Source organism: Actinoallomurus sp. CA-150999, assembly GCF_050942425.1.
GTDB lineage: Bacteria > Actinomycetota > Actinomycetes > Streptosporangiales > Streptosporangiaceae > Actinoallomurus.
The window spans coordinates 6,992,224-7,017,000 of the sequence record NZ_CP192063.1; the positions used below are offsets into that span (position 1 = coordinate 6,992,224).

General features: G+C 68.9%; 26 protein-coding genes and 1 pseudogene. 15 read left to right on the forward strand and 12 right to left on the reverse strand.

Annotated features, from left to right (window positions below):
* Positions 1–115 precede the first annotated feature (115 nt).
* From ACQP2O_RS32370 to ACQP2O_RS32400, 7 genes and pseudogenes are all read left to right on the forward strand, one after another.
* The gene (locus tag ACQP2O_RS32370; protein ID WP_433171681.1) at positions 116–679 is read left to right on the forward strand and encodes a carbonic anhydrase; all 564 of its coding nucleotides are present in this window, start codon (positions 116–118) and stop codon (positions 677–679) included.
* Between the two features lie 260 nt (positions 680–939).
* Complete coding sequence (locus ACQP2O_RS32375) at positions 940–1,575, forward strand: MBL fold metallo-hydrolase (protein ID WP_433171683.1); 636 nt, start codon at positions 940–942, stop codon at positions 1,573–1,575.
* Positions 1,576–2,167: 592 nt separating this feature from the next.
* The gene (locus ACQP2O_RS32380; RefSeq protein ID WP_433171685.1) at positions 2,168–2,869 is read left to right on the forward strand and encodes a ribosome-inactivating family protein; all 702 of its coding nucleotides are present in this window, start codon (positions 2,168–2,170) and stop codon (positions 2,867–2,869) included.
* A complete protein-coding gene (locus ACQP2O_RS32385) occupies positions 2,860–3,255 on the forward strand; it encodes a DUF3592 domain-containing protein (protein WP_433171687.1) in 396 nt (131 codons plus the stop codon). Before ACQP2O_RS32380 ends, ACQP2O_RS32385 begins: the two co-directional genes overlap by 10 nt.
* A gap of 264 nt (positions 3,256–3,519) precedes the next feature.
* On the forward strand, positions 3,520–3,996 hold the full coding sequence (locus ACQP2O_RS32390; protein WP_433171689.1) for a cupin domain-containing protein: 477 nt from the start codon (positions 3,520–3,522) through the stop codon (positions 3,994–3,996).
* A 149-nt stretch (positions 3,997–4,145) separates the two neighbouring features.
* Positions 4,146–4,451: a GNAT family N-acetyltransferase gene (locus ACQP2O_RS32395; RefSeq protein ID WP_433171691.1), complete on the forward strand. Its 306-nt coding sequence runs from the start codon at positions 4,146–4,148 to the stop codon at positions 4,449–4,451.
* Between the two features lie 120 nt (positions 4,452–4,571).
* Positions 4,572–4,943, forward strand: a pseudogene (locus ACQP2O_RS32400) (transposase); the annotation flags it as partial.
* 149 nt (positions 4,944–5,092) lie between these two features.
* Here ACQP2O_RS32400 and hemE read toward each other — a convergent pair.
* The 3 genes from hemE to ACQP2O_RS32415 all read right to left on the reverse strand — a co-directional run bounded on the left by hemE (position 5,093) and on the right by ACQP2O_RS32415 (position 8,603).
* Positions 5,093–6,214, reverse strand: a complete 1,122-nt coding sequence (gene hemE / locus ACQP2O_RS32405; RefSeq protein ID WP_433171693.1) for a uroporphyrinogen decarboxylase — start codon at positions 6,212–6,214, stop codon at positions 5,093–5,095.
* 244 nt (positions 6,215–6,458) lie between these two features.
* Positions 6,459–8,027 carry a protein kinase domain-containing protein gene (locus tag ACQP2O_RS32410; protein ID WP_433171695.1) on the reverse strand — a complete coding sequence of 523 codons (1,569 nt, stop codon included), beginning with the start codon at positions 8,025–8,027 and terminating at the stop codon, positions 6,459–6,461.
* 162 nt (positions 8,028–8,189) lie between these two features.
* Positions 8,190–8,603 carry a nuclear transport factor 2 family protein gene (locus tag ACQP2O_RS32415; RefSeq protein ID WP_433171697.1) on the reverse strand — a complete coding sequence of 138 codons (414 nt, stop codon included), beginning with the start codon at positions 8,601–8,603 and terminating at the stop codon, positions 8,190–8,192.
* Positions 8,604–8,691: 88 nt separating this feature from the next.
* On the opposite strand from ACQP2O_RS32415, the gene ACQP2O_RS32420 reads away from it, so the two are divergent.
* A complete protein-coding gene (locus ACQP2O_RS32420) occupies positions 8,692–9,132 on the forward strand; it encodes a MarR family winged helix-turn-helix transcriptional regulator (RefSeq protein WP_433171699.1) in 441 nt (146 codons plus the stop codon).
* Positions 9,133–9,227: 95 nt separating this feature from the next.
* On the opposite strand, the gene ACQP2O_RS32425 is transcribed toward ACQP2O_RS32420, so the two are convergent.
* The 3 genes from ACQP2O_RS32425 to ACQP2O_RS32435 are packed head-to-tail and all read right to left on the reverse strand — an operon-like array spanning position 9,228 to position 11,293.
* On the reverse strand, positions 9,228–10,430 hold the full coding sequence (locus tag ACQP2O_RS32425; RefSeq protein ID WP_433171701.1) for a hypothetical protein: 1,203 nt from the start codon (positions 10,428–10,430) through the stop codon (positions 9,228–9,230).
* Complete coding sequence (locus ACQP2O_RS32430; RefSeq protein WP_433171703.1) at positions 10,427–11,023, reverse strand: RNA polymerase sigma factor; 597 nt, start codon at positions 11,021–11,023, stop codon at positions 10,427–10,429. Before ACQP2O_RS32430 ends, ACQP2O_RS32425 begins: the two co-directional genes overlap by 4 nt.
* 9 nt (positions 11,024–11,032) lie before the next feature.
* Positions 11,033–11,293, reverse strand: a complete 261-nt coding sequence (locus ACQP2O_RS32435; RefSeq protein ID WP_433171705.1) for a hypothetical protein — start codon at positions 11,291–11,293, stop codon at positions 11,033–11,035.
* A gap of 316 nt (positions 11,294–11,609) precedes the next feature.
* Between ACQP2O_RS32435 and ACQP2O_RS32440 the strand changes: the two genes are divergently transcribed.
* Positions 11,610–11,981 (forward strand): ATP-binding protein, encoded by a 372-nt coding sequence (locus ACQP2O_RS32440; protein ID WP_433171707.1) that lies wholly within the window; start codon positions 11,610–11,612, stop codon positions 11,979–11,981.
* Between the two features lie 192 nt (positions 11,982–12,173).
* Positions 12,174–13,043 (forward strand): helix-turn-helix domain-containing protein, encoded by an 870-nt coding sequence (locus ACQP2O_RS32445; protein WP_433171709.1) that lies wholly within the window; start codon positions 12,174–12,176, stop codon positions 13,041–13,043.
* 30 nt (positions 13,044–13,073) lie between these two features.
* On the opposite strand, the gene ACQP2O_RS32450 is transcribed toward ACQP2O_RS32445, so the two are convergent.
* Together ACQP2O_RS32450 and soxR are read right to left on the reverse strand one after the other, a co-directional pair.
* Positions 13,074–13,841: a nucleotidyltransferase family protein gene (locus tag ACQP2O_RS32450; RefSeq protein WP_433171711.1), complete on the reverse strand. Its 768-nt coding sequence runs from the start codon at positions 13,839–13,841 to the stop codon at positions 13,074–13,076.
* 44 nt (positions 13,842–13,885) lie between these two features.
* Positions 13,886–14,341: a redox-sensitive transcriptional activator SoxR gene (gene soxR / locus ACQP2O_RS32455; protein WP_433171713.1), complete on the reverse strand. Its 456-nt coding sequence runs from the start codon at positions 14,339–14,341 to the stop codon at positions 13,886–13,888.
* 107 nt (positions 14,342–14,448) lie between these two features.
* On the opposite strand from soxR, the gene ACQP2O_RS32460 reads away from it, so the two are divergent.
* The 4 genes from ACQP2O_RS32460 (at position 14,449) to ACQP2O_RS32475 (ending at position 18,812) form a co-directional block, all read left to right on the forward strand.
* Positions 14,449–15,057 (forward strand): NADPH-dependent FMN reductase, encoded by a 609-nt coding sequence (locus ACQP2O_RS32460; protein ID WP_433171715.1) that lies wholly within the window; start codon positions 14,449–14,451, stop codon positions 15,055–15,057.
* A gap of 46 nt (positions 15,058–15,103) precedes the next feature.
* Positions 15,104–16,603 carry a DHA2 family efflux MFS transporter permease subunit gene (locus tag ACQP2O_RS32465; protein ID WP_433171717.1) on the forward strand — a complete coding sequence of 500 codons (1,500 nt, stop codon included), beginning with the start codon at positions 15,104–15,106 and terminating at the stop codon, positions 16,601–16,603.
* Positions 16,604–16,608: 5 nt separating this feature from the next.
* On the forward strand, positions 16,609–17,451 hold the full coding sequence (locus ACQP2O_RS32470) for a patatin-like phospholipase family protein (RefSeq protein WP_433171719.1): 843 nt from the start codon (positions 16,609–16,611) through the stop codon (positions 17,449–17,451).
* Positions 17,452–17,612: 161 nt separating this feature from the next.
* On the forward strand, positions 17,613–18,812 hold the full coding sequence (locus ACQP2O_RS32475; protein WP_433171721.1) for a cytochrome P450: 1,200 nt from the start codon (positions 17,613–17,615) through the stop codon (positions 18,810–18,812).
* A gap of 173 nt (positions 18,813–18,985) precedes the next feature.
* Here ACQP2O_RS32475 and ACQP2O_RS32480 read toward each other — a convergent pair whose 3' ends face one another.
* The 4 genes from ACQP2O_RS32480 to ACQP2O_RS32495 form a co-directional block, all read right to left on the reverse strand.
* On the reverse strand, positions 18,986–20,272 hold the full coding sequence (locus tag ACQP2O_RS32480; protein WP_433171723.1) for a hydroxyacid-oxoacid transhydrogenase: 1,287 nt from the start codon (positions 20,270–20,272) through the stop codon (positions 18,986–18,988).
* Between the two features lie 139 nt (positions 20,273–20,411).
* Positions 20,412–22,286 carry a hypothetical protein gene (locus ACQP2O_RS32485; protein WP_433171725.1) on the reverse strand — a complete coding sequence of 625 codons (1,875 nt, stop codon included), beginning with the start codon at positions 22,284–22,286 and terminating at the stop codon, positions 20,412–20,414.
* An 89-nt stretch (positions 22,287–22,375) separates the two neighbouring features.
* Positions 22,376–22,981 carry a hypothetical protein gene (locus ACQP2O_RS32490; protein ID WP_433171727.1) on the reverse strand — a complete coding sequence of 202 codons (606 nt, stop codon included), beginning with the start codon at positions 22,979–22,981 and terminating at the stop codon, positions 22,376–22,378.
* Between the two features lie 214 nt (positions 22,982–23,195).
* Positions 23,196–24,128: a LysR family transcriptional regulator gene (locus ACQP2O_RS32495; protein ID WP_433171729.1), complete on the reverse strand. Its 933-nt coding sequence runs from the start codon at positions 24,126–24,128 to the stop codon at positions 23,196–23,198.
* A 145-nt stretch (positions 24,129–24,273) separates the two neighbouring features.
* On the opposite strand from ACQP2O_RS32495, the gene ACQP2O_RS32500 reads away from it, so the two are divergent.
* Positions 24,274–24,777 carry a hypothetical protein gene (locus ACQP2O_RS32500; RefSeq protein ID WP_433171731.1) on the forward strand — a complete coding sequence of 168 codons (504 nt, stop codon included), beginning with the start codon at positions 24,274–24,276 and terminating at the stop codon, positions 24,775–24,777.

Genomic DNA, 24,777 nt, shown 5'->3' on the forward strand with positions numbered 1-24,777 from the left:
CGCTGGACCACCGCTGCTGGGCTCGGAGCCGGCCCCGACGGGGTCGAGTCACCCATGATTCCCTCCCACCATTGCCTGATCACACCATTTGGTCATCGAGTGAAGGAAAACGCGCATGCCGTCGTCCAACTTTGCGCCGTACTTGGAACACAACAGGGCTTTTGCCGCCACCGACGCCAAGGACAAGGTTCCGGAGATCCCGTTCATCCCATTCGGACAGTTGTACCTGATCACCTGCGTCGACCCACGGGTGGAGCCCGCAGCCGTGCTGGGCATTCCGCTCGGAGAGGCGATCGTCGCGCGTAACATCGGCGGCCGCGTGACCCCGGCTGTGATCAAGGACCTCGCGTGGATCGTGCACCTGCACGAGAACAAGACCCCCGACGCCGACTGGTTCGAGATCGCCGTGATCCATCACACGGACTGCGGTTCAGGGCTGCTCGCTGACGACGAACTGCGCGCGGGCTACGTCGCCCGCGGTGGTTGGGACGACGAGACGTCCGCCGCGATGGCGGTGCTGGAGCCGGCGAAGACCGTCCTGGACGATGTCGCCGCGCTGCGCAGCGCACCGGAGCTCGAGCCGGGGATCAAGAACGTCAAGATCGGCGGATACGTGTACGACCTGAAGACCGGCACAGTCACCACCGTCGTACACCCCGGCGGCCCCAGGCATAGGTGACGGCTCCCAGATTCCGACCTGCCGCCTTCATCTCGAGCTTATTGCGGCGCGAGTCGGCGGGATCCGGTCCGCGACTCACGGACCCGCCATGCTCGAGCCCAACCGCTTTGGCTGGCGGACCTGTGTCTGGGTGAGCCGGTCAACGATGAGCCGGTTGACGGCGCCGACGTGACCGGGGTGGCATCGACGACCTTGTCCAGACCGGCGTGACGTGCCCAGTCAAGCGAAGCTGCTCCCCTTCAACTCGTCAGGATGTCCACGTGGAACTCACGAAACACACGCACTCCACCGTCGTCCTCACCAAGGACGAATCCACCCTCGTGATCGACCCGGGGGCGTACACGCCCAACTCGGCAGAGCTCGTCGCCGGCACGACGGCCGTGCTCATCACGCACGACCACCCTGACCACTTCGACGCCGGCATCTTGAAAGCAGCTCTCGATGCTCAGCCGTCGCTACACGTGTGGGCACCCACAAACGTCGCGATCGAGCTCGGCGTGCACGACGGTCGTGTCGTCGCGGTTTCCGCCGGCGACAGCTTCGAAGCCGCAGGATTCCACGTGGCCGTCTTCGGCGAGCACCACGCGGCCGTCCACGCCGACCTCCCGCTCATGACCAACCTCGCCTACCTGATCGACGGCACCGTCTACCACCCCGGCGACTCCTACTTCGTGCCTGACGTCGCGGTCCAGACGCTGCTCGTGCCGGCGAGCGGCCCGTGGACCAGTCTCGGCGAGGGCATCGACTTCGTGCGAGCCGCGAAGCCGTCGCGTTCTATCCGGATCCACGACCTCACGTTGAGCGAAGGTGAGGGTGCCTCGTTCGCGCGGTTCATCGGCGACCTGACCGGTGTGCCGCTGATGTCCCTTGAGGTCGGCGAGAGCGTCACGGTCTGAGATTCGGGCTCAGCCCGCCGCGCGACTGTCCGGCGACCGCGCGGCGACCAGGAGGTCCGCGTCCGTCGTCATGCTGACGGGCAGGTATCCATTGACCGCAGAAAGGCAAGGATTCCCCATGCTGAACATTCGGAGAATCGGTGGCAGGGCACTGTCCCGGCTGCTGGCCCTGATCCTCACGCTGGTGCTCGGTGCGACCGCTAGTGCTCGGTGCGACCGCTGGCCTGGCCGACGCCGGCCAGGCCAGCGCCGACACCCCCGACCGCCGCATCAGCCACATCACGCTGACACTGTTCGGAGCCAGCCCAGTGGAGGCGCAAGAGTATGACGCGTTCCTCCAGGGCGTGCAGGCTGCTGCCGCCCACCGGTGGGACGAGGGCGTCGGGCAGACGCAGGGCAACGAGCGCGCTCCTGCGCGTCGACATCGTCCACGACACGGGGCTGATCCTGTGGTTCACCCCCAACAACATGTATCTGCGGGGCTTCACCACTCCCGACGGCCTGACGTTCGCATTCAACGACTATCCGTTGCAGCAGACGATGGCGGACGTCGCCGCGGCCAACTCCCCAGACCGTAATCTCCTGCCACCCGATGGCGGCCACAGGCGGCTGCCCTACGGCTCGAGCTACATCGACCTTGTCCGGGTCGCTCACCGCGATCGGGGGGAACATTCGGCTGTCCTACGACAGCCTGCTCAACGCGCTGGCCACCCTGCGGACCACGCGGCTGCCCGACCAGAACCCGGACGTCGCGAGGGCGCTGCTGTTCTTCATCCAGTACGTCTCCGAGGCCGCGCGCTTCCGCCCCGTGGCCGCCGGGATGACCCGCCTCATGACGGACCGCCGGAACGAGGCCCCCGGCCTGCCGGACGGCCTGCAAGAACTCGAGAACGACTGGTCCGCGCTGTCGCGATATGCATATGAGTGGAGGAATGGGAACCCGCCCCCACTCTATGTCGGACCCGCCTTCGGACGCATCGGCAGCTACCAACAGCTGCGCCAGGTGGTGATGCTGCTGCTGGGCAACCTCAACCAGGTTCCTCCCCCCGGCAACTTGTACGGCGAGTATTTGACCGGCTCCGGTCGCATCACACGTGTGACTCCCATCGGTAAGGGGCTCCCGTGCTACCGGCGGAGGAACGGGCGTAGACGGAAGGCCAGCCGAGATACGGCCGGAAGGGACAGCAGGGCCTCCCGGTGGACCATGCTCATCCCTGACGGCACTGGTCAGCGTGCTGCTCACCGGAGCCGCGGGAATCCTTCGAACAGGCAGGGGGAGCAGGTGTGTCGTTGACGGGAATGCTCTTCGGCGCGTTGTGTACCGGCGCCGGAGCGTGGTGCCTGAGGCTCTCCGTCCGGGAGGGCCGCCTGATGTCGCGATTGCGCCGGTCCGGACTGCGTACCGAAGGGACCGTGACCCAAAGGGAACGGAAGCGTTCCGGCGATGACTGGACCTGGGCGTCCGTCATCGAGTTCACGGACGGACAGGGCCGTCATACCGAGTTCACGAGCCACGGCCTGGACCTGGCCGTGGGCAGTCGGGTTCCGCTTCTCTACTCCCCCGAAGACCCCAAGGTCGCGCGGGTACTCACCAAACACCACCGCGCGAACCAGGCTCTCTTGTTCCTGATGGGTTTGATGTGGCTCGGCGGCGCGGTCATGATCGTAATTGCCGCCTGAGCCGGCAATTCCAGCCCGGAGTCGACCCTGTCAATGATCACGCCCCGTCATCATCGTGCGTCACGATACTTTGATCACGGGGCGGCCTGCGCGCACCCAACCGCCACCTGAACCAGTCGCCACCCCGCACCCCTTGCAGCACGATGCAGATGACGCTACGTCAGGTCATGATCTATGACCGGAGCAGCAGCCTGATACGGCACTGACATCCCGAAGGGTGACGTCGTAAGGGAACTGCTTGAACAGACAACGCAAGGACGGAATATGAGCCACAGTGAACTTCTGTACGTGCCGGCGGGCGAAGGCCTGACCAAGTGGGTTTCGGGCGACGCATACACCATGAAGGTCACCAAGCGGCACACCGTCGGCTCGCTGGCCTTCATCGAGGCGCTCGTGCCGCCCGGCAGCGGGCCGATCGCGCACGCGCACAGCGCCGAGGACGAGGCGTACTACCTCCTGGACGGGAAACTGGAATTCCTCGACGGCGACCGCACCTTCGTCGCGGGCGCCGGTGATTTCGTATTCATTCCGCGCACCCGTCGCCACCGCTTCAAGAACATCACCGACACCACGGCCAAAACTCTCTTCCTGTTCACCCCGGCCGGTCCGGAGGACCTGTTCATTGAAGGCGGCGATGATCCGCGCCCCGGTGAGCAGCCTGAGGTCTGGGACATGGACCGGGTGGCGCAAATTGCGCACCTGGTAGAGCGCACCGGTCTCACCGTTCTGCCAGAGGACTGAGATCCATCGGCGCGCGGTGCCCTGGGATGGTGGTCAACGGCCGGGCAGCGGGCGCGACGCAGTTCTGGAGAACACGATGTATCAAGGAGTGGATCTGGTCCCAACAGATCGCCTTGGATGCAGCACCAAGGGTCGGTCCGCCCGGACGCGTGAACGCCGGTTTCCGTGGCATCCTGCCGCAGCCGCACCTGCGCCGTGGCTCCGTCGGATACTGGATCGCCAGCGTCGCCCAGAATCAAGGGCACGCCGGGCACGCCGTCGGGCTCGTACTCCGGGTGATGACGGACGAACTCGGGCTGCACCGCGCCGAGGCGTCCACCAATCTGGAGAATCTGCCGTCGCAGCGGGTGCTGCGCCGCAACGGGTTCAGCCCGTACGGCGTCGCGCACTCCTCGATCTTTCTCGACGGGAGCTGGCGGGACGCGCTGCTGTGGGAGCGGGTCCTCGGCGACTGACCTCGCCGTTTCGGTTGAGATGAGGCCGGAAGCGGGGAGGACATACGAAAGTGCCTTCTGAGCTGGGATGATGAACCTTGTCGAGGGGTTGTGTCGGTCCGGGCGGAAGGCAGTTTTTACTCCGGCGGCGGCTCCGCACAGTTCCTTGAGGTCCGCCACCGTGGACACGCCACCGTTGAGGACCACATCCGGTGCGGCAAGAACACTGGCTTCGGCCGCTTCCCCTCCCGCCATTTCGACGTCAACGCCACCTGGCTTGAACTCAGCCTCACGGCGATCGATCTCCTCGCCTGGGCCCGCGTCCTCCTGCTGGATGGAAAACTCGCCGCAGCCGAGCCCAAGAAACTTCGCTACCGGCTGCTACACGTTGCCGCCCGTCTCACCCGCGGTGGACGCCGCCTCCGCCTGCGGATCTCGGCGACCTGGCCCTGGAGACACGAACTGGCCACGGCTTTCCACCGACTTGCCGCACTGCCCCGACCGGTTGACTGACCTGCGGCCCCCGCCCACCCACGACCCGAAGGACCCGGAGAACCCGACCAATGCGCCGGGACTCCACGATGCCCGGGAAGCGGAATCGCCTCGACCACCCAACAGTTGATGATCAACGCAGCCGCCTCATCTCAACCGAAACGGCGAGGCTAGTGCGGTGGCGCGGGTGTGGTCCAAGCGCGTACCTGCTCGACCAGGGCAGCGACATGCTCCGGGGGCGTGGTCTTGACGATGCCGTGTCCCAGGTTGAACACGAACGGCCCTCCGCTCAGAGCGCGCAGGATGCGGTCTGTCTCGGCCTGGAGCGTGGGGCCGCCGGCGACCAGGAGCTGGGGATCGAGGTTGCCCTGCACGCAGCGGCCCAGGCCGCGCTGCAGCTTTTGCGCGGCCCATTCGAGGGGGACCGTGGTGTCCAGGCCGATGCAGTCGGCTCCAGTGGCCTCGGCGAAGGCGCCATAGCCGAGCCCGGCGCCCCGGGGGAAGGCGATGACGGGAACTTCCGGGTGCTTGGCCTTCAGCGCTGCGGTGATCGCGGCGGCCGGCTCGGCGCACCAGCGTTCGAAGAGATGGGCCGGGAGTATCCCGGCCCAGGTGTCGAACAGCTGGACTGCTTCCGCGCCTGCCTCGATCTGGCGGTCCAGGAACTGGGTGACGGCGGTGGTGAGCAGGTCGATCAGGGGCTGGAACCCGTCGGGGTCGCTCAAGGCCCACTGCTTGACGACGGAGTGCTCCGACGGGCCGCCGCCGCGTCCTTCGACCATGTAGGTGGCGATGGTCCACGGCGCACCGGCGTAGCCGATCAGGGTCACCTCGGCAGGCAGAGCGCGGGTCAGCCGCCGGACGGTCTCGTAGATCGGGGCCAGTTCCTCGTGGAGGCGGGAGGCGCTCAGGAACCCGGCTATGTCCGCTGCGGAGCGGACGGGGGGCGTCAGGATCGGGCCCTCACCGACCCGGTAATCGAGGGTCTGGCCCAGTGCGGCGGCGACCTGCGGAAGGTCCGCGAAGACGATTGCGGCGTCGAGCGGGAAGCGGCGGATCGGCTGCAGGGTGACCTCGACGGCGTGCTCGGGCGAGTTGCAGAGCCCGACCATGCCCCCGGCGGCCTCACGGACCCGGTGGTACTCGGGCAGGTACCGTCCGGCCTGCCGCATCAGCCATACCGGCGGCCGCTCGGTCTGCTCTCCCGCGAGCGCGCGCAGGAGCAGCTTCTTCGGCTGGACGGTGCCGGATACCGGCTTCGGACTGACTTCTTCCCGTGTGCCGATGTCCACGCTGTTCCATTCTGCTGAATTGCCCCGGGGCTTCGGGGGACTCGGTTAGCAGGCTTCTAACCTCCCGGTGAGGGCCGTTGTCATCGTAGCGGTGCCCAGTTGAGGGCGGCCCGGCAAGCGTCAGAACCTACCGAGCGCGGTCCCGGCGCGGTCAAGCCGCGGCGCGGCGTGGCGTGCGGCGTCGGCCAGAGGACGGCAGGAGGTCTCCTGGCGGCACGCGGCTGAGCGTGACCTCGATTGTCGGTCACTTCCAGGAGATTGTGTAGTTGTTCGGCAGGGTCCCCATGGCTTCGTACCTTTTCCACCGAGCCGCGACCACCGTTGAGCCCGAGAAGATCAGTTTAGTTTCCGACAAGGTACGGTTCGGCGCCAGTGATTCGTTCTCGGGCAGCGGGCATATCTGGGGAATTTTGAAATCGGGCATGCTCTTCCAGGTCGTGGCGTCGGTGCCGCTGGGGAGTATGCCTACCATTTCGTCGGCGACCAGGTTGACGCCGTCTGCCGACATCGTTCGCTTGCTCGTGTTCGTCAGCGAGAAATGGATGCAGTACGGCATCTCGGCCTGGAGCGTCCGGCTGTCCTTTGGGGTGGAGTCGGTGATGGGAAGCTTCTCGATGGCGTTGACCGTCAGTCCTAGGTGGTACACGGGCCCGGTGGGATCGGTCTGTGCAAGGACGGAGGCCCGCGCTCCTAGTTTGAGGGTCTGCCCAGAAGGCGTCTCATCGCTGCTGGACCGAAAATTGGTGGCGACGGCGTAGACGGCCAAGCCGCATACCGTAAGGACGGCCAGAATTACAATGGCACGGCCCCAGGCCAACGGCGGAGTGGCGAGCGGCGTTTCCGGGCCCGGCGACGGAGTGGCCGGCATCGTTTTCGGGTTCGGCAGTGGTGGGGTCTGAACCGTTTCCGGGCTCGGCGCCTGCGGAGTTTCGGGGCTTGGTGTCTGCGGAGTTTCGGGGCTTGGTGTCTGCGGAGTTTCCGCGGTGGCTCCGTGCAGACGCGCGATGGTCGCGGTCGCGTCGTGCGGCCGGTCGTCGGGCCGTTTGGCGAGCAGTTCGAGCACGAGCGCGTCGAGGTGGTCCGGGATGTCAGGGCGCAGGGATCTCGGTGGAGCAGGGATCTGCTCCAGGTGCTGGTAGAGGATCGCAGCCAGGCCGGAGCCGGTGTCCACCCAGGGAGCACCGGTGAGCATCTCGTACAGGACACAGCCGAAGGCGTACAGGTCTGTCCGCTGGTCGACGGTACGGCCCTGGATCTGCTCGGGTGCCATGTACAGGGGGGTGCCGGCGGACCCGCCGGTGGCGGTGATCTTTGTGGCGTCGGCCAGGCGGGCGATCCCGAAGTCGCAGACCTTCACCCGCCCGCTCTCCAGCAGGAACAGGTTGGCGGGCTTGAGGTCTCGATGCACGATGCCCAGTTCGTGTGCGGCGGACATCGCATCGAGGACCTGGACGGCCAGGTCTTTCACCTGTTCGATGGGCATCCCGCGGGGGTGTTCGCCCAGCGTTCGTTGCAGGTCCCGGCCCTGCATCAGCTCCATCACCAGGAAAAGCAGGCGCTCGTCACCGAATCGATGCTCGTCGATGTCGAACACCGTGGTGATACCCGGGTGATTCAACGTCGCGGCGATCTCGGCTTCCCGGCGAAACCTCGCCACCGCGGCCGGGTCGGCAGCCATCGCCAACGGCAAGATCTTGACCGCCACCGGGCGCCGCAACCGTAGATCGACGCCCCGCCATACCTCGCCCATGCCGCCCCGGCCGAGCGGCTCCTCCAGCCGGTACCGGCCGGCCAGTTCCAAACCACCCTGCACTCGTGCCTCCGCCAGGCCGTCAGGGATAGATCACGTAACCGGCACATTCCACCAGACCCGGTGACGAGGGTCCAGTTCGCTCCAGCGCTGGCACGGAGGCCGTGGGCGGGAGGGATGATCAGCGCGAACGACGCGCGCCGGTGGGGGTTCGTCGGAGAGAGATCACTTCTCGCGCATCCAGGCGAGCGTGGTCCGCGACTCGCGGAGTCGCCAGCCCGCCGGCGTCCGTACGACGGTGCAGTCCAGTCGCAGGCCGCTTGTCCGGTGGGGTGCTTGGCCGTCGCGGTAGAAGTACACGAGCGAGTTCGCCGAGGCGACCGCCTGGTCACCGTCAACGTCCACCAGCAGATCGGTGGTCACGTGCTGGGTGTGCTCCCCCGTGACCTCAGCCTGTCGCATAAAGGCGACGAGCTTGTCGATGCCGTGGAGTTCGCCGTTGCGGGGCGAGTACACCGCCACATCGTCGGCGAAGACGGTGTCCGCATCCTCCCACCGCTTCTCGTCGAGCAGGTGCGCGAGGCGGGCGAACAGGTCGGCGATCTCGATACGGTCGGCGATCAGCGTATCCGTGGACATGACATCCTCTTTCGTTGGCTCCACTAACGTTGGCGTCGCCAACTATACAGATTTTCGTTGGCCGCGCCAACGATGTATGGTGACGGTCGTGGACGAAACACCCGCACGCCTGACCGTGAAGCCGAGTTGGCTGCTCACCCAGCTGGCAGTGCACGCCCACCGGTTGGCGTCCGACGGCTTCGGCGAGGTGGGTGCGCGCGGGTACCACTACCGGATCCTGGCCGCGCTGGACGAGTTCGGGGTGGCCAGCCAGGCCGAGCTCGGTCGCCGGTGCAACATGGACCGCAGCGACATGGTGGCGGCGATCAACGAACTGGCCGGGCAGGGTTTCGTCGAGCGGACGCCGGACCCGGATGACCGAAGGCGCAACATCGTGACCCTCACCGAGGCAGGTGATGGGCAACTGCGGCGAATGGACCGAGCGCTCGACAAGGTGCAGGACGACCTACTCGGACCGCTTCCGGCCGAGGACCGGCAGACCTTGACCCGCCTGCTCGCTCGGCTGCTCACGCATCACCAACAGGCTTAGATTCGCATTCGAACAGCCCCTTGGCCGGACCGGAGGTCCGGCCAAGGGGCTGGAACAACACCGGGCAGGTCTGCGGCGTACGCGTCGAGCCGAGTTCAGGCCGCGTCGATCAGCGCCAAATCTCGAGGCACGAGCGTGGTCGACATGAGCATCTCCTGGATCAGGTTGTGATTCAGCGTGTTGCCGACCGGCTCGCCGATTTCTTCGCGGGTCAGCCCCGAAACCCCGGCCTGGACCAACCGGTTACGCACGCCGCCGACCAGACGCTCGACTCGCTTCCTCGTCCATCCCGCGCCCGGCTGCAACTCGGCGAGATTGTCGGCCGTCTGCTGCCAGGACAGCGGCTGCGGATGGGGTTCATGCAGCAGGTACCGCTGGCCGAGTACCACGAGGACGAGTCTCTCGTCAGGGTCGAGCCGCCACGTTGTCGGATCGACGGTGGCAGCGTCGTGCCGGGCCACGGGCTGCTCGTACCCGGAACCGGTGACGAAGACCTCCAGGAGATGGTCACGTGTGCCGCGGACGAATATCGACGTGTAGCCGGCTTGGAGCACCACGGGTTCCTCGTCCGGGAACAGCAACCTGTCGGCGATCCGGATCGGCATCCGGCCGGTGTTGCGCACCCGCCACTGACCGCCGCTGTGGATCAATGTGCCGTGGTGACGGCTGACCCGTACATCGTCCGCACCGAGACATACGTGAACATCGGGCCGGTTACGCCCGAAGAGGATCTGGCGGCCGTCCGCGGGGCCCACCGTGATCCCGCCGGTCAACGCGAGAGCGAAGATCGTACCCGGCGCCGATGGCCGCACCCCACGAGCAAGGCTGGCATGTGAGGCGGGGAGCACGACACCGCCAACGGACCTGGGCGCGGTGGCGGTGCCGGCGCCTCGGTCGCGAACGTCGCTGCCGCCGACACGAGCCTGGTCCGAAGCCGCGTGGGACCGTGTGACACCGGCCGAGGACGTCGTGCTCCGCGACGCTTCGACCTGGTCGGCCTCGCGGGCGGCCGCGTCGTCGGCTGCCCGTTCGTCCAGCGCCCGCTGTGCACCTTCCACTCCGTGCCCGGCCGCCACGCCAAGCCAGTGCTCGCCTTGGTCGCGTTCTCCTAGCTCCAGCAGCTTCAAACCCAGCGCGTACGTGGCATAGCCGAACTCGGCGGATTCGGCCTGGCGTTTCAGATTGTCGATCTCCTGCGAGGTCAGTCGCTCGATGCTCTCCATGACGGCTTCGAATCCGTCTTCAAGATCCCGTTCAGTGGGGTCCGGGAACTCGTGCGGGTCGCCGTGGCGGTTCACTCGCGCTCCCCCTCCGGCCGGTAGGAATCCAGGCCGACGCTCTTGCGGAGTGTCTCCAGCGCCCTCTTCCGAAACATCTTCACCGTATTGTCCGTCACGCCCATCACCGTCGCGGTCTGGGCGGTCGTCAGATCGTCGACATAGCGCAGGTGGAGGGCCTCACGCTGCCGACTCGGCAGGGTCACCAGCGCCCGCTGGAGGTCGATCCGGCGGTCCGTTTCGTGATGCGATTGGAGTATTGGAGCCAACGAGTCGGCGAGCAGCACTAGGTCCTCTCCCTCGACCGGGTGTTCCGGCACTCGTCCGCGCCTTCTCCAGAAGTCCGCGATGCGCCGACGCGCAATGAGGATCAGCGCCAAGGCCGCCCGTTCCTCCATCATGGCGGCACCGCCAGAGTGGTCGAAGTAGGTGGCGAAGACGCTCTGCCAGACCTCCTGGCATACGTCCTCCGCCTCCTCCAGCCCACCGACCCGCCGTGCCACGAACCTCCGCAACCGGGGATGATGCTCGAGGTAGAAGCGCCGCGTCGCCTTCTGGCGTTCGGCTTCCGAGGCTTCCCCCGGGACGTCTTCGTCGCCTCGCCGCTCCGTCACCTGCCCCGTTCACCTTCCGCCCGGCTCTTTCGTTTCGCCGCCTGGATCCCGGCGGGCGTCCACCTCGATGGACCATTCCTCGCCACATGTCCGGCGTCGTGCCCGCGCCGCCTGGCCCGTCGCCGCCAACGTGCTCGCGACCGCCATCATCGCCCGGCGCTGCTGCCGGGCCACCGCCACGCGGCCCCACATGCGAACGGCCAGCGCGCCGAGCGCCAGCAGACCGGAGGCCGCTGAGACGACCTCACTGAGACTCGACGACCCGAGCACCGCGACCCACCACCTTGTCTCTACGGAAACAGCATCACCTTCTACATCGCTGAAGCCACCGGAAACGGGTACCACCGAATCCCTCGCATCGCGCCGTCATGCGCGCGACTCCAGGCCCTCGCGGAGCCGATACGCGGCCGTCGGCCCTGGTGACACGGCGCCGACTCCGCCATGGGGTGCCCGGACTTTTCAGGTCCTTCGAAATTGCGGCAAGCACCGGTCCGCCGGATCAGTCTTCCCGGAGGCCGATCCGAAGGACGTGAAGAGAATGGGCATCGTCGGACCACGCGAGGTTCCCCGCAGATTCGATCTTAGGATGTTCGCTTACGCGGAGAACGTCTATCTCGTCCGCAATTTGGTGGATCAAGCGGTCGACTCGTGGGATCTGTCGCAGAAGGTCAGATATACCGGACAGCTCGTCCTCACAGAGCTGGCCACCAACGCGGTACGACTCTACGAGGGCAAGGAGATTCACGTGTGGGTCTCCAGCCAATTCGGCCGGCATCTCCTCGAGTTGGCGGTCTGGGATCCCGATCCCGACAACCTCCCAAAAATCCTGCCGCTCACCGACTACGGCGAGTCCGGCCGAGGACTCGCGATGGCCTACGAACTGAGCGACCAGCGGATCGGCTGGTTCCGGTCGACGACGGCCTGCGGAAAGGTCGTCTGGGCGAGAGTCGGACCGTAAGCGATGTCCGGAGCCGTCTGGAGCGGTGAGGGTTTGGGGATCACAGTGCCCGTCTGGGCGGGTTTTCGGGAATCGACTGCCTTAACCAGCCGCATTATCTACTCTCCGTAGTAGTCCACTCACGATGGATACACGGGAGAGTCAATGCCGGTCGTCCGAGCTCCGCTTAACCCGAAGTCCTCTCTCTGGCACATGCTGGCCTACCTGCTGAGGTGGGAGCGGGAGAAGAACGGCCTCTCGCTGACGCAGTGGGGGAAGATCGCCAGCGCCGCACCGTCGAGCGTTTCCAACGTCGAGGCAGGGCGGAGAAAGATCGACGAGAGGCAAGCAAAGATCATCGACCGCCACTTCCGAACCGGCGGCCTCTTCGAACTGCTGCTCTGGTACGCCCAGAACGGCCACAACCCCGACTGGGCTCAGTCGGTCACCGCGTACGAGGTCATCGCCCGGATGATCCGGATCTACCAGGGCCAGGTCATTCCAGGTCCATTCCAGACTGAAGACTACGCACGAGCCCTGCTACTGGCGAGAAGCAACAACATCAAGGATCTTGAAGGGACGCTCAAAGCAAGGATGGAGCGGCAGAGCGCGGTCCTGAACCGAACGGATCCCCCTCTCATCTGGGCACTACTTGATGAGAGCGTTCTGGACGACTGTATTGGCGGCATCGAGGTCATGCAGGCGCAGCTCCGTCACCTGCTCGAACTGATCCAGCAGCCGCACATCTCCATCCGGATCGTCCAGCAGTCGGCGGGCTCGCATGTCGGGAAAGACGGCCCCTTCCGCATCATCACTGTCGATTCCCGCGATATCGCCTACGCTGGAGCAGCGCGAGGTGGCCGACTGATCGAGATGTGCAGCGAGGTCGAAGAGTTTCGCCTGGACTTCGACCTGATCGGGCAGAAGGCAGCCTCCGAGGACGCCTCGCGCGTCCTGATCGAACGGCGATTGGAGGCCACCGAATGGCGATGCAGTGGCGCAAGAGCTCAGTCAGCACTGCCGTCAACGACGAGGCGTGTGTCGAGGTCGCACCGGTTACCTGGCAGCAAGTCGCCGGATTGAGGACGACCGGCGACACGGGTCGCTGACTCCTCAGGCCGTGGTGACCGCCTTCTCCAGCAGGGCGGTCGTCTCGTCGATCGCGGCGGTCAGGGCGGTGGGGTCCGGGGTCAACGCGGCGATGACGCGGTCGACGCCGCGTAGGTCGGCCCGGTCGAGCAGGGTCTTCTCGTTGGTCACCCACTCGCCTCGGCCGGCGAGTACCGCGTGCGCCGCCTGGCAGGCGGCGGTGGCGATCGCCCCAGCGCAGTCGGTGACGTGTCCGCGCTCGGCGCAGGCGGCGCGGGCGTAGCCGAGGGTGAGCCGGGCGTCGCCCCACCAGCGGCTGTGAGCCGCTCGCCTGAGCGCCTCGGGATATTCCGGGCGCGGCAGCGTACCGTGCAGGACCCGATTGACGGCGAGTTCGGCGACGACGAGGTAGGTCGGGACGCCGGCCAGGTGGAACATCAGCCGTTCGACGTCGAAACGGCCCTCCCGCGCCTCGGCGACGCGGTGCACCACGTCGTCGAGATCCCGGTAGTGCACGTCGGCCTTCCGGCCGTCGATGGTCAGCCACGCACCGCTGTTGAACACGCCGCCGCCCCACCCGCCGATCTCGAAGACCTCTCCCGGCCAGCCGAGGGCGCGCAGGTCGTCGGGCGAGAACGCGCCACGGTAGTAGATCGCGAAGTCCCAGTCGCTGTCCGGCCCGTTCGTTCCGGTGGCACGTGAGCCGCCGAGCGCGACGGTCCGTACACCGGGCAGGCTCGCGAGCCGCTCCGTAACGTGGTCGAGGAAAGCCTCGTCATCGAGTGCCGACATGGGCCGAGCGTAGGCGTTGCGAACGCGCCCGGCGTTCGCGTGGATCAGGGGGCGAGTAGGCGGCGCGGGCCGGGGCCCTGTTCGGCGAGGACGTCGTTCGGGTTGACGAGGGTGCACTGGTCGAAGGACAGGCAGCCGCAGCCGATGCACTCGGTGAACCGGTCGCGCATTCGCTCCATCTTGGCGATGCGGTTGTTGACCTCCTGTTGCCAGTATTCGGAGACTCCGACCCAGAAGTCGCGGGTGAGCTCGGCGTCCGGTGGGAGCATGCCGAGGACGTAGCCGACGCACTCCAGCGGCATGCCGACGCTCTGCGCCGCGCGGATGAAGGCGACGCGGCGCAGGGTCGTGCGGTGGTAGCGGCGCTGGTTCCCGGTGGTGCGCCGGCTGTGGACGAGGCCCTGCCGCTCGTAGAAGCGCAGTGCGGAGGCGGACACGCCGCTGCGCTCGGACAGCTCTCCGATGGTGAGCTCTTTGGTGATCTTGGCGTGCTCGGGCATGCTGATCAGCCTAGCTTGACTTCAACCTTTGTTCAGGTTCGAGGCTGTTCTCACGGCCGCTCCGATGGCGGCCGTGACACAACCATCGAACGAACAGGGGTTCTGCCATGTCCGAGAACACCGACGGCTCCGCGCCGTTCAGGGTCGCCGTCATCCTTGGCAGTGTGCGCGAAGGGCGGTTCGGCACCACCGTCGCCGACTGGTTCGCGGGCCGGGCGGCCGAGCGCGCCGACGTGGAGGTCGACGTCATCGATCCGGCCGAGGCCGGGCTGCCGCTGAGGTTCCCGGCGTTCGGGTCCAGCCCGGAGCCCGAGACGGCCCGCGCGCTGGCCACAATGCAGTCCCGCCTCGCCGCGGCGGACGCCTTCGTCGTCGTCACCCCGGAGTACAACCACAGTTTCCCGGCGGCGCTGAAGAACCTCATCGACTGGCACAACGCCGAGTGGCACGCCAAACCCGTCGGGTTCGTGTCGTACGGCGGGCTGTCCGGCGGTCTGCGGGCGGTCGAGCAGCTCCGGGTGGTCTTCGCGGAGCTGCACGCGGTGACCGTCCGGGAGACGGTGAGCTTCCACGGCGTGTGGGAGCGGTTCGACGACGAAGGCGCGCCGGTCGACCCGGCCGGGTGCAACGGGGCCGCGAAGGCGCTGCTCGACCAGCTCCTGTGGTGGGCGCACGCGCTGCGCGACGCCAAGGCCGCCCGACCGTACGCCGCCTGACGCCATGACCGCCTCCCCACCTCGCGACGGACAGGACTCCCCCACCATGACGACAGCGTCCCCTCCCGGCGAACGCGTTGCGGCCCGGCCGCCGGGCGACGGCCCCGGGACCATGGCGATCGCCGTGGTCATCGTGCTCGGGTCGATCATGACGGTCATCGACATCACCATCGTCAACGTCGCGCTCGGCCGGCTCTCCCAGGAGTTCCGCGCGCCGGTGGCGACGATCCAGTGGGTGGCCACCGGCTACACCCTCGCCCTGGCCACGGTGATCCCCGCCACGGGCTGGGCGGTCGGCCGGTTCGGCACCAAACGCACGTACATGGCGTCGATCGGGGTGTTCACCCTCGGCTCGGCGCTGGCGGGGCTCGCCTGGGACACCGGTTCGCTGATCGGGTTCCGTGCCCTGCAGGGGCTCGGCGGCGGGATGATCACGCCGGTGGCCATGACGATCGTCATCCGGGCCGCCTCCCCGGAACGGATGGGCCGGATGATGAGCGTGCTCGGCATCCCCGTCCTCATCGGGCCGCTGGCCGGGCCGATCCTCGGCGGCTGGCTGGTCGACAGCGTGTCCTGGCGCTGGATCTTCTTCGTCAACGCCCCGATCGGGGCGCTGGTGCTCCTGCTCGCGGGCCGGATCTTCCGGACGGAGACCCCGCAGCCCGGGAACCGGCTGGACGTGCCCGGCCTGCTGATGCTCTCCCCCGGGCTGGCCGCGATGATCTACGGGCTGGCCACCGGCGGCGAACACGGCGACTTCGGCTCCGCCCGGGCCTTCGTCCCGACGACGTTGGGCGCGGCACTGGTGGTCGCCTTCGTGATCCGCGGGCTGACCGCCCGCCATCCGCTGATCGATCTGCGGTTGTTCCGGCGGCGTGCGTTCTCGACGGCGGCCGTGACGCTGGCGTTCTACACCTGCGCGTACTTCGGGTCGATGCTGTTGCTGCCGCTGTACTACCAGGTGGTGCGCGGCCAGAGCGCGACCGGCTCCGGGCTGCTGGCCATCCCGCAGGCGCTCGCCACCGGCATCTCCATGCAGGTCGCCAGCCGACTGATCGACAGGGTTCCTCCCGGGCGGCTGGTGCCGGTGGGGATCGGGCTGGCGAGCACCGGGTTCCTGGTCTTCACCACGCAGGTCCGCGCCGACACCCCGTACTGGCTCCTCATCCTCCCGCTCATGCTGACGGGCATCGGCGTCGGGGCGACGATCATGCCGGCGATGGCGGCGGCGACCCGGAACCTCGCGAGCGAGCAGGTGCCCGGTGCCAGCACGGCGCTGAACATCACCCAGCAGGTCTCCGCCTCGCTCGGCACCGCCCTCATCTCGGTCGTGCTCGCCACCGCGATGACCGACCGGCTGCCCGAGGTCTCGGGCGGCCTCGGATCGGTCCGCGGACTCCCGGCGCCGGCGCGGCAGGCGATCGCACCGCGCCTGGCCGACGCTTTCCAGCACACCTACATCTGGGCAGTAATCCTGATGGTGCTGGCTCTGGTGCCCGCCCTCTTCCTGCCCCGGCAGCAGACGAACGACGTGAAAGGATCATGATGATGATGACGGAGAAACGTGCCCTGGTCCTGGGGCCTGGGGGTGTCGTCGGTACGGCGTGGACGGCGGGCCTGGTGGTCGGCCTGCGACGCGCCGGCGTGGACCTGGCGGACGCCGATCTGATCGTCGGGACGTCGGCGGGGGCGATCGTCGGCGCGATGCTCGCGACCGGCCAGGACCTCGAACGGCTCGGCACACTTCCGGTCGACTCCACCGCGTCCGCTCCGGCGACGGATCCCGCGCGGATGAACGAGGTGTTCGCCGTGCTCGGCGATCGGAGTCTGGATCCGATGGAGGCCCGGAGGCGGGTCGGCCGGATCGCCCTCACCGCGGCGACGGCCGGCGAGGAGACGCACGTGTCGCGGATGGCGGCCCTGATCGGCACGCGAGAGTGGCCGGACCGGGAGCTGCTGATCACGACGGTGGACGTCGAGACCGGTGAGCGCCGGGTCTGGGACCGCTCCGACGGCGCCCCGCCGGCGACCGTCGTGGCGGCCAGCACCGCGATGCCGGGCGCGTACCCGCCGATCACCGTGAACGGCCGGCGGTACATGGACGGAGCCCTGGCCGAGGGCAGCAACGCCGACCTCGCCGACGGCGCCGGCGTCACGGTCCTCGTCGAGCCGCTGGCGCACCTGTTCCCCGCGAACCCGGCGGCAGGCGCTCCTGGCGTCGTACGGGTCGTCCCCGACCCGGCGGCGGTGGCCGCCTTCGGCCCCGACCTGCTCGACCGCGCGGCGTCGCGGGCGTCGTACGAGGCCGGAGTCCGCCAGGCCGCCGACGCCACCGACCGAATCCGGGATACCTGGCATGACCGTAAACCCGCTGGCAGAACACGGTCTATGTAAAACACACATATCCGCATAAGGTGGGAGATGGTTGCTCGGCCTGCCGTCCGGGCCCCATGGCCGCGGGCGGCCGGCGCCGGGGAGACCGGCCGGCAGCACCGACCGGCGTACCTCCGAAGCCGCATCCGCGGGCCGGGCCTGAGGCGCAGGAGGTGCACCGCATGTCCGTAACAACGCCGCCGTCGCTGCCGACCCGCCGAGAACTCCCGTTCGACCCGCCCGACAGGTATCGGCTGCTGCGGGAGGAGGATCCCGTCAGCAGACTGGCCTTCCCGGACGGGAAGGTCGGCTGGCTGCTCACCCGGCATGAGGACGTCCGGGCGCTCCTCTCGGATCAGCGGTTCAGCTCGAACCGGCTGCGCGCCTCGTCGCCGGTCCGGTCCTTCCCCGTCCGGCCCGGGGAGCCCGTCTTCCGCGCCGGCTCCTTCATCGGCATGGACGCCCCGGAGCACACGCGCTACCGCCGGATCCTGACCCGCTGGTTCACGACCCGGCGGATGCGCGAGCTGACCCCGCGGATCGAGCGGATCGTCGCCGAGCACGTCGACGCGATGGAGCGGACGGGGCCGCCGGTCGACCTGGTCCCGGCGTTCGCACTGCCGATCCCCTCGCTCGTCATCTGCGAACTGCTCGGCGTCCCGTACGGGGACCGCGCCGCCTTCCAGGGCTGGACCGGCACGCTGCTGCGGATCGGCGCGCCCGAGGAGGACGTCTTCGCGGCCCGCGACGAGCTGTGGGCGTACATCCGCGGCCTCGTCGAGAGCAAACGACGGGAGCCGGACGACGCGCTGATCAGCAGTCTCGTCCACGACCCGGAGAGCTCGCTCACCGTCGACGAGCTGACCGGTGTCGGGCTGCTGCTGCTCGTCGCCGGGCACGAGACGACCGCCAACATGCTGGCCCTCGGGACCTTCACCCTGCTGACGCGGCCGGACCAGCTGCGGGCGCTACGGGATAAGCCGGAGCTGATCGACGGCGCGGTCGAGGAGCTGCTGCGGTACCTCAGCATCGTGCAGTTCGGGCTCGTCCGCGTCGCGAAGGAGGACGTCGAGATCGCCGGGCAGCGCGTTCAGGCCGGCGAGACGGTCGTGGCCTCGCTGTCCGCCGCGAACCGCGACCCCGGGCACTACCCCGAGCCCGACCGGCTGGACATCACCCGGCCACCGTCGCAGCACGTCGCCTTCGGGCACGGCTTCCACCAGTGCCTGGGCCAGCAACTGGCCCGTGCGGAGATGAAGGTCGCCTACCCGGCCCTCTTCCGCCGCTTCCCGGGCCTGCGCCTGGCCGTACCGCCCGAAGAGGTCCCGCTGCGCGACGACATGGTCATCTACGGGGTGTACCACCTGCCGCTCACCTGGTGAGGTAGGCCGGGCGCGCTCCGGGTCGCGGAGCGCGCCCGGCGATCAGGCGTTCAGCCACCGTACGGCCGTCCTCGCCCCGACCCTGGTTGCGGAACACGACCGGCCCTACCGGGCAAAGAGCACGGGACGGTCACCACAAGGCCAAGACCAGGTGGAGCAGGGTCGCGCGAACCTCACCACAGGGTCATCGAACGGTGGAAGACGCCGGCCAGGTCCTCGCCGGTCACCGGCCGCGGCGCCGTCTCCAGCAGCCGCCGCTGTTTCATCGCCCCGTCGACGAGGTCGGGCACGTCGGCGTCGGTGTAGCCGACACCGCCGATCCCGTCGGGCATGCCGATGTCCCGCATCAGGCGCAGCAACGCCTCCGGCAGGTGTTCGGCCGGGTCGTCTTGGCGTTCCAGCGCGGGGTCGAGCAACGCGGCCGCCCGGAGGTGTCGCTCCGGGCAGGCGTCGAAGGTGAACCGGAACGCCTCCGGCGCGGTCAGCGCCACCGCCATGCCGTGCGGGACGAGCGGCTCCTCCCCCGGGTAGCCGTCCGGACGGAACTCCCTGACCCGGCCGGCGATCGGGTACGCGCCCGCGTGCGGAATGTGCACGCCGGCGTTGCCGAAGCCGAGGCCGGCGAAGGTGGCGGCGAGCGCCATGTCGGCCCGGGCGCGGACGTCGCCTCCGTCCCGTACGGCGGCGCGGAACGACCCGGCGATCAGGGCCAGGGCGCGCTCGGACCACATGTCGGCGACGGGGTTGGCGCCGCAGTACGGGACCCGCTGCTCCGGCGCCTTGCGCTCATAGGAGGTGTACGGCCGGGCCGTGTAGCTCTCCAGCGCGTGACAGACGATGTCCATGCCCGCCGACGCCGTCACCCCCGCCGGCTGGGTGACCGTCAGGTCGGGGTCGACGACGGCGAGGGCGGGCCGGAGCCGTGGATGGCTGATACCGGTCTTGACCTTCAGGTCGAGGACGTCGAGGACGCAGACGGTCGTGCTCTCGGCGCCGGTGCCGGTCGTCGTGGGCACGGCGACCAGGGGCAGGAGCGGCCTCGCGGGCGCCCTCCCCGCGCCGATCGGCGGGTTGAGGTAGTCGGTCAGCTCGCCGTCGTTCGTGGTGAGGAGGTTGATCGCCTTGGCGGTGTCGATGCTCGACCCGCCGCCGACCGCGACGTACGCGTCCCAGGGGCCGGACTCGCGTGCCCGGTCGACGGCGTGGCGGAGGCTCGCGTCGGTGGGTTCGACGTGGACCCCGTCGAACACCTCGGTCTCGATGCCGTACGTCTTCATCCAGTCGGCGATCCGCTCCGGGGCACCGGTCGCGGCGACGCCCGGGTCGGTGACGATCAGCGCCCGCCGTACGCCGTACTGGGCCAGGTCGAAGCCGATCTCGCCGGACGCGCCGGGGCCGAACTTCAGGTGCGGAGCGGCATAGGTGAACACCGACTCGGGATCGCTGGGAACGGCCGCCATCGGGTGCCCCTTTCGCCTCTTCGGCCAGCCTATTTCCCGGTGAAGACGCGGCCGTCCCGGCCGGGGGGACGGATTCCGGCCGGGACGGGTGGGCGGAGGTTCACCGTCGATGACGGGTCCTCGGCGCCCGGATGGGTGGTCAGTTCTGCGGTGGCGGCCCGTGGTGCTGCGGCCGGCCCTTTCCGCCGTTACCGCCCGGCTTACCGCCGTTATTGCCGCCCTGGTTGCCGCCGTTGCCGGGCTGGTTTCCGGCGAAGGTGACGGCGGTGACGACGTTGCCGTTCATGGTGAGCTTCGCGACCGGGTTGGTCAGGCCGAAGTTCTGGCAGTTGAGGTTGCCGAACGACTGCTGCAGCCGCATCCCCAGGAAGGTGAAGAGGCTGTTCGCCGCCGCGGGCATCGGGCTGGCCTGGGCCGCCAGCATCTGCATGTCCTTCTGCAGCCGGGCCGCCTGGACGGTGTCCATCTGCCGGCAGTACGCCGCCGGGGTCTGTCCCGCGGGCACGGGGGGCTGGTCGGTCCCGGCCCGGTACAGGTTGGTCTTCGCCGCGCTCATCTGCTTGTTCACCATGGTCATCGGGTCGTTCATCGGGACGAGCGCGCTCGGCGCGACCTGGTGGGCGGCCGCCTGAAGCTCGTCCATGGCCAGGGACGTCACGACCGTCCCCGGGTTGGCGAGGTCGGGCGCGGTCCACGGCGTGCAGCCGAGGGCCGGGTCGACGAAGACGTCGAGCAGCGCGTTGTCGCTGGGGTTCGACAGCGTCTGGGCGCCGGCCAGGCGGCCCTTGTTCGCGGCGGTGTTCTGCGCGATCCGCCCGTTCCCGGTCGTCAGGTACGACGTCTGGACGTTGTCGCTCTGGTCCTGGTCGATGAGCGCGAAGTCGCGCGTCGACATGCACGGCATGCCGTCCTTCGCCGTTCCGAGCGCCGGCACGGTCAGCATCCCGCCCTTGATCGCGGCGTTGGCGGCCCGGAAGAACGCCGGGGCGTTGCAGTACGCGAACTGCCCGAAGACCGAGCCGTTCAGGCCGTTCACGCACCTGCCCTGTTGGAGACCGGCGCCACGCAGGGTCAGGTCGGCGCCGTTGTACCCGAACCAGATGCCGACGACCGCGCCCGCCGGGAGGGTCGGCGTGACCGGCGCGGCGGCCGGCTGCGTGCCCTGGTCGATCACGAGCGGGCTGTAGACCGACAGCTTGCCGGTCGCGGGGTCGATGATCGTCGCCTGGACGAACGCCGACTGGTTGACGTTCGCCTCGTTGCAGGGGCCCATCGCCGCGTTCGTGGCGGTCAGCTGATAGGGCGTGGCCAGGCCGCGCGCGCTGAGCGGGTTGGCGGGGACGGTGAGCGTGCAGTTCGCGTTGGGGTCGGCCGCCTGACCGCCGCCCCCGCCGGTACCGCCCGTCGGGGTCGGGCAGGAGCTCGGGGTCGGACTCGGCTTCCTACGGTGGGCCGGGGCGGCGCTGCCCGGAGCACCGCTCGCGGTCGGATTCGGCATGGCCGTTCCCGGCGAGCCGCTCGCGCTCGGCATCGTCCCGGCGCCCGGCGCAGCGGTCCCCGCCGACGGCTGCGCGTCGGGCATGGCGGTGCCGGGGGACGTGGAGGCGTTCGCCGCGAGGGGGGTGGCGGCCCGGGCGTTCGCGGAGGGAGCGCCGGTGCCGGGGTCCGCGCTCGGCGCGGCGGAGGGCATGGTGCCCGGGTCCCCCGCCGTACCGCCGGTGGGCGAGGCGGCGGGGGTGGATCCGACCTTCACCTCTTCGGCGCCCTTGTGCGGGAGCCGGCGGCGGCCGGGGCCGGTGCGGGGCGGTCGCCCGCTCGGGACGGCACTCGGGGCGGCGGTGCCGCTCGCGGTCGGGCACCCGGGCGAGGCCCCGAACGCGGTGAGCCCCATCTTCGTGGTGAGGGCCACGGCCGCGCCGGCTGCGAGGACCAGTGCCACCGCGAGCGGGATGAACAATCGGAGCCGCCGCGGGTGATTCGGGTCCTTCCAGTTCGACCTTTCCATGAACGACATTCGGTGTCCTCTCAAGAGACAGTGGGGGCACGCGGCGTGTTCCGCGGCGGTCGTCCGATGACCTCGCTCAGGTCACGCTCGGCGGCGCGTCACCATTTCGTGGAGACCCGGTTCTGCAGGCCGCCGACGACCGGAGACTGCGAACCGGACGGGACAGGAGTCGGGGTCGTGGTCGTCGGGGAGGCCATCGGGGTCGGCATCGTCACCCTGACCTTCTTGAGGAAGTGCCATCCGACCACGCCGATCCGGCCGTTGTCGGCGATGACCACGACGGTGCGCGGCGGGACGACGAGAGAGAAGGCACGATGTCCCACGACCGCGATCAGCGTGGTCGGGCGGCGGACGGCGACGGTGACCCCCAGGACCCGGCGGTCGGTCGAGCGCAGAGTGCCCACGACGCGCCACCGATTCCCGATCTTCCGCAGGACCGCGACGGAGTGCCCCATCCGCACGTTGGTGACGGCGAAGCGGGAGGCCATCGCCACGGTCGCGGGTCTTTGTCGATGCTGGTCCGCATCGGAGGACCGGCTCGCGGCCTGGGCGGCGTCGCCGGAGGCCGTGCCGGTGTAGTGACGGCTCTCACTGACGTTGCGGGCCGCCGGTGTGGACGAGCCGGTCCCGATGACGGCGATCGCCGCGCCGGCGGTGGTGAGACCGGCCAATGCCAGGCCGGTGACCTTCGTCGATCTCTTCACGGGGTCGCTCCTTCGTCCGTCGTACGCGGCCCGACAAGGCCGCCTGGATTGGACCTCGGTACGTGGTCGCCCCCCGTGAGAATCCGCGCCCACGCACCGCTGAGGAATGTAGGGAGCGGCCGGTGCCCGCAGGGCCCATCGAGCGCCGTGTTCGAATCTCGTAATAATTCGCCGCCGCGCGGGCGACGGCGTCATCTCCGCTGTGGCGGGGCGGTCAGATCGCGCCGGGCAGGGATGCCTCGGGCACCAGGTCGATCAGGTCGGTGCAGACCTGGCGGGCGATCCGGTGGAAGTCCGTGACCAGGCCGCGGTCATCGCCCCGGCGGCTGACCGCGGCCACCTCACACGGCTCCGCGCCGAGAATGGGGAGGTACACCAGACCGCCGATGTTCAGCGCGCGCTGGGTCGACGCCGCCACCGCCAGGGAGGCGTCCGGGGTGACCAGGGTGAAGTGCAGCGCCTCGCTGACCGTCTCCACCAGTTCACCGTGAAAGCGCGGCGTCTCACCGTTGCGATGGTCGGAGAACAGCCAGAAGTCCTGGAAGTGGCGCGGCATCGCGGTGGGGATCGACGGCACGGGCAGGTCGAGGTAGGTCGGGATGGAGACGACGCCGTCGTCGGCCAGCCGGTGCCGGCGTGAGACCGCAAGGACGCGGGGTTCCTGGAACAGCGTGGTCGTGGTCAGGAATTCGGTGTTGATCGGCGGGCGCAGCAGTGCGACGTCGACGATCGCGTCGTGCAGGGCGGTCTCGGCCCGGTGCGGTGGAAGGTCGATCAGGGCGAGTCGTACGGACGGATACCGCGCCGTGTACGCCTCGAGGATCGGCGCGGTCAGTTCGGCGGCGCCGCCGGCGAACAGACCGACCCGTACGGTGCCGGACTCGCCGCTCGCCGCGGCACGAGCGAGGTCGAGGGCGAGCGCAGCGGACCGCAGGATGTCCCGCGCGGGCCGTTCGAGGGCCTCGCCCGCGGCGGTCAGCTGGACCCGGTGGCTGTCGCGGATGAAGAGGGCTCCGCCGATCTCGCGTTCGAGAGCGCGGATGTGCTGGCTGAGCGCGGGTTGGGTGAGGTGAAGGCCGCGGGCCGCGCGGGTGAAGTTGCGTTCTTGGACGACGGCGAGGAATGAACGCAGATGCCGGAGTTCCATGTGGCCACTCCCGGGGTGTCGGGTCCACGAACCTGGCGTAGCGGATTCTTCTCGTTGCGATAAGCAAACACTATTTCCGTCCAACAATTACCGAACTTACGCTTCAAGAGACCGATTTCGAACTCCCGCGATAGGGGGATCCTCAATGCCGACCCTCCCCGGCCCCTTCCCGTCCGCGAAGCCGCTCGTGCTGACCGGATCGATCACCCGAATGGACGTTCTTCGGCTTTTCCGGCAGCTCGCCGCCGACCCCGACGCCGAGGCCCGGTTCCTCGACGACCCGGCGGCGACCCTGGCGCAGGAGGCCGGCTGGAATCCCACGCGGCAGCGGTCGTCCTCGGCCAACGCACTGCTGGTCGGCGCCCTGCGCTCGCCTCGTCTGCGAGCCCTGCTTCGCGACCCCCGGCTCGCCTCGGCGGACGCGATGGACGACGCCGGGCGCGCCACGATCTCGCACGCGTCGGCGAGCGTGTCCAGCTCCGTGAGCTTCAGCTCCCACACCTCGACCAGTTCCTCCGCGAGCGTCAGCACGAGCACGACCTTCACCACCGGCGGCGTCGGCTGCGACTCGGAGCCGGCCATCGACCCCGCCGGCCTGCGCTTCGGCATCCGCGGCTTCCTGGCGCGCGTTCGCGGACGATGCGGATGA

What these genes read in the sequence shown, in the direction of transcription:
- ACQP2O_RS32370 (WP_433171681.1), top strand. Translation starts at nt 116, where the DNA reads ATGCCGTCGTCCAACTTTGCGCCGTACTTGGAACACAACAGGGCTTTT.
- ACQP2O_RS32380 (WP_433171685.1), top strand. Translation starts at nt 2,168, where the DNA reads ATGGCGGCCACAGGCGGCTGCCCTACGGCTCGAGCTACATCGACCTTG.
- ACQP2O_RS32390 (WP_433171689.1), top strand. Translation starts at nt 3,520, where the DNA reads ATGAGCCACAGTGAACTTCTGTACGTGCCGGCGGGCGAAGGCCTGACC.
- ACQP2O_RS32415 (WP_433171697.1), bottom strand. Translation starts at nt 8,603, where the DNA reads ATGTCCACGGATACGCTGATCGCCGACCGTATCGAGATCGCCGACCTG.
- ACQP2O_RS32440 (WP_433171707.1), top strand. Translation starts at nt 11,610, where the DNA reads ATGTTCGCTTACGCGGAGAACGTCTATCTCGTCCGCAATTTGGTGGAT.
- ACQP2O_RS32445 (WP_433171709.1), top strand. Translation starts at nt 12,174, where the DNA reads ATGCTGGCCTACCTGCTGAGGTGGGAGCGGGAGAAGAACGGCCTCTCG.
- ACQP2O_RS32450 (WP_433171711.1), bottom strand. Translation starts at nt 13,841, where the DNA reads ATGTCGGCACTCGATGACGAGGCTTTCCTCGACCACGTTACGGAGCGG.
- soxR (WP_433171713.1), bottom strand. Translation starts at nt 14,341, where the DNA reads ATGCCCGAGCACGCCAAGATCACCAAAGAGCTCACCATCGGAGAGCTG.
- ACQP2O_RS32460 (WP_433171715.1), top strand. Translation starts at nt 14,449, where the DNA reads ATGTCCGAGAACACCGACGGCTCCGCGCCGTTCAGGGTCGCCGTCATC.
- ACQP2O_RS32465 (WP_433171717.1), top strand. Translation starts at nt 15,104, where the DNA reads ATGACGACAGCGTCCCCTCCCGGCGAACGCGTTGCGGCCCGGCCGCCG.
- ACQP2O_RS32470 (WP_433171719.1), top strand. Translation starts at nt 16,609, where the DNA reads ATGACGGAGAAACGTGCCCTGGTCCTGGGGCCTGGGGGTGTCGTCGGT.
- ACQP2O_RS32475 (WP_433171721.1), top strand. Translation starts at nt 17,613, where the DNA reads ATGTCCGTAACAACGCCGCCGTCGCTGCCGACCCGCCGAGAACTCCCG.
- ACQP2O_RS32480 (WP_433171723.1), bottom strand. Translation starts at nt 20,272, where the DNA reads ATGGCGGCCGTTCCCAGCGATCCCGAGTCGGTGTTCACCTATGCCGCT.
- ACQP2O_RS32485 (WP_433171725.1), bottom strand. Translation starts at nt 22,286, where the DNA reads ATGTCGTTCATGGAAAGGTCGAACTGGAAGGACCCGAATCACCCGCGG.
- ACQP2O_RS32495 (WP_433171729.1), bottom strand. Translation starts at nt 24,128, where the DNA reads ATGGAACTCCGGCATCTGCGTTCATTCCTCGCCGTCGTCCAAGAACGC.
- ACQP2O_RS32500 (WP_433171731.1), top strand. Translation starts at nt 24,274, where the DNA reads ATGCCGACCCTCCCCGGCCCCTTCCCGTCCGCGAAGCCGCTCGTGCTG.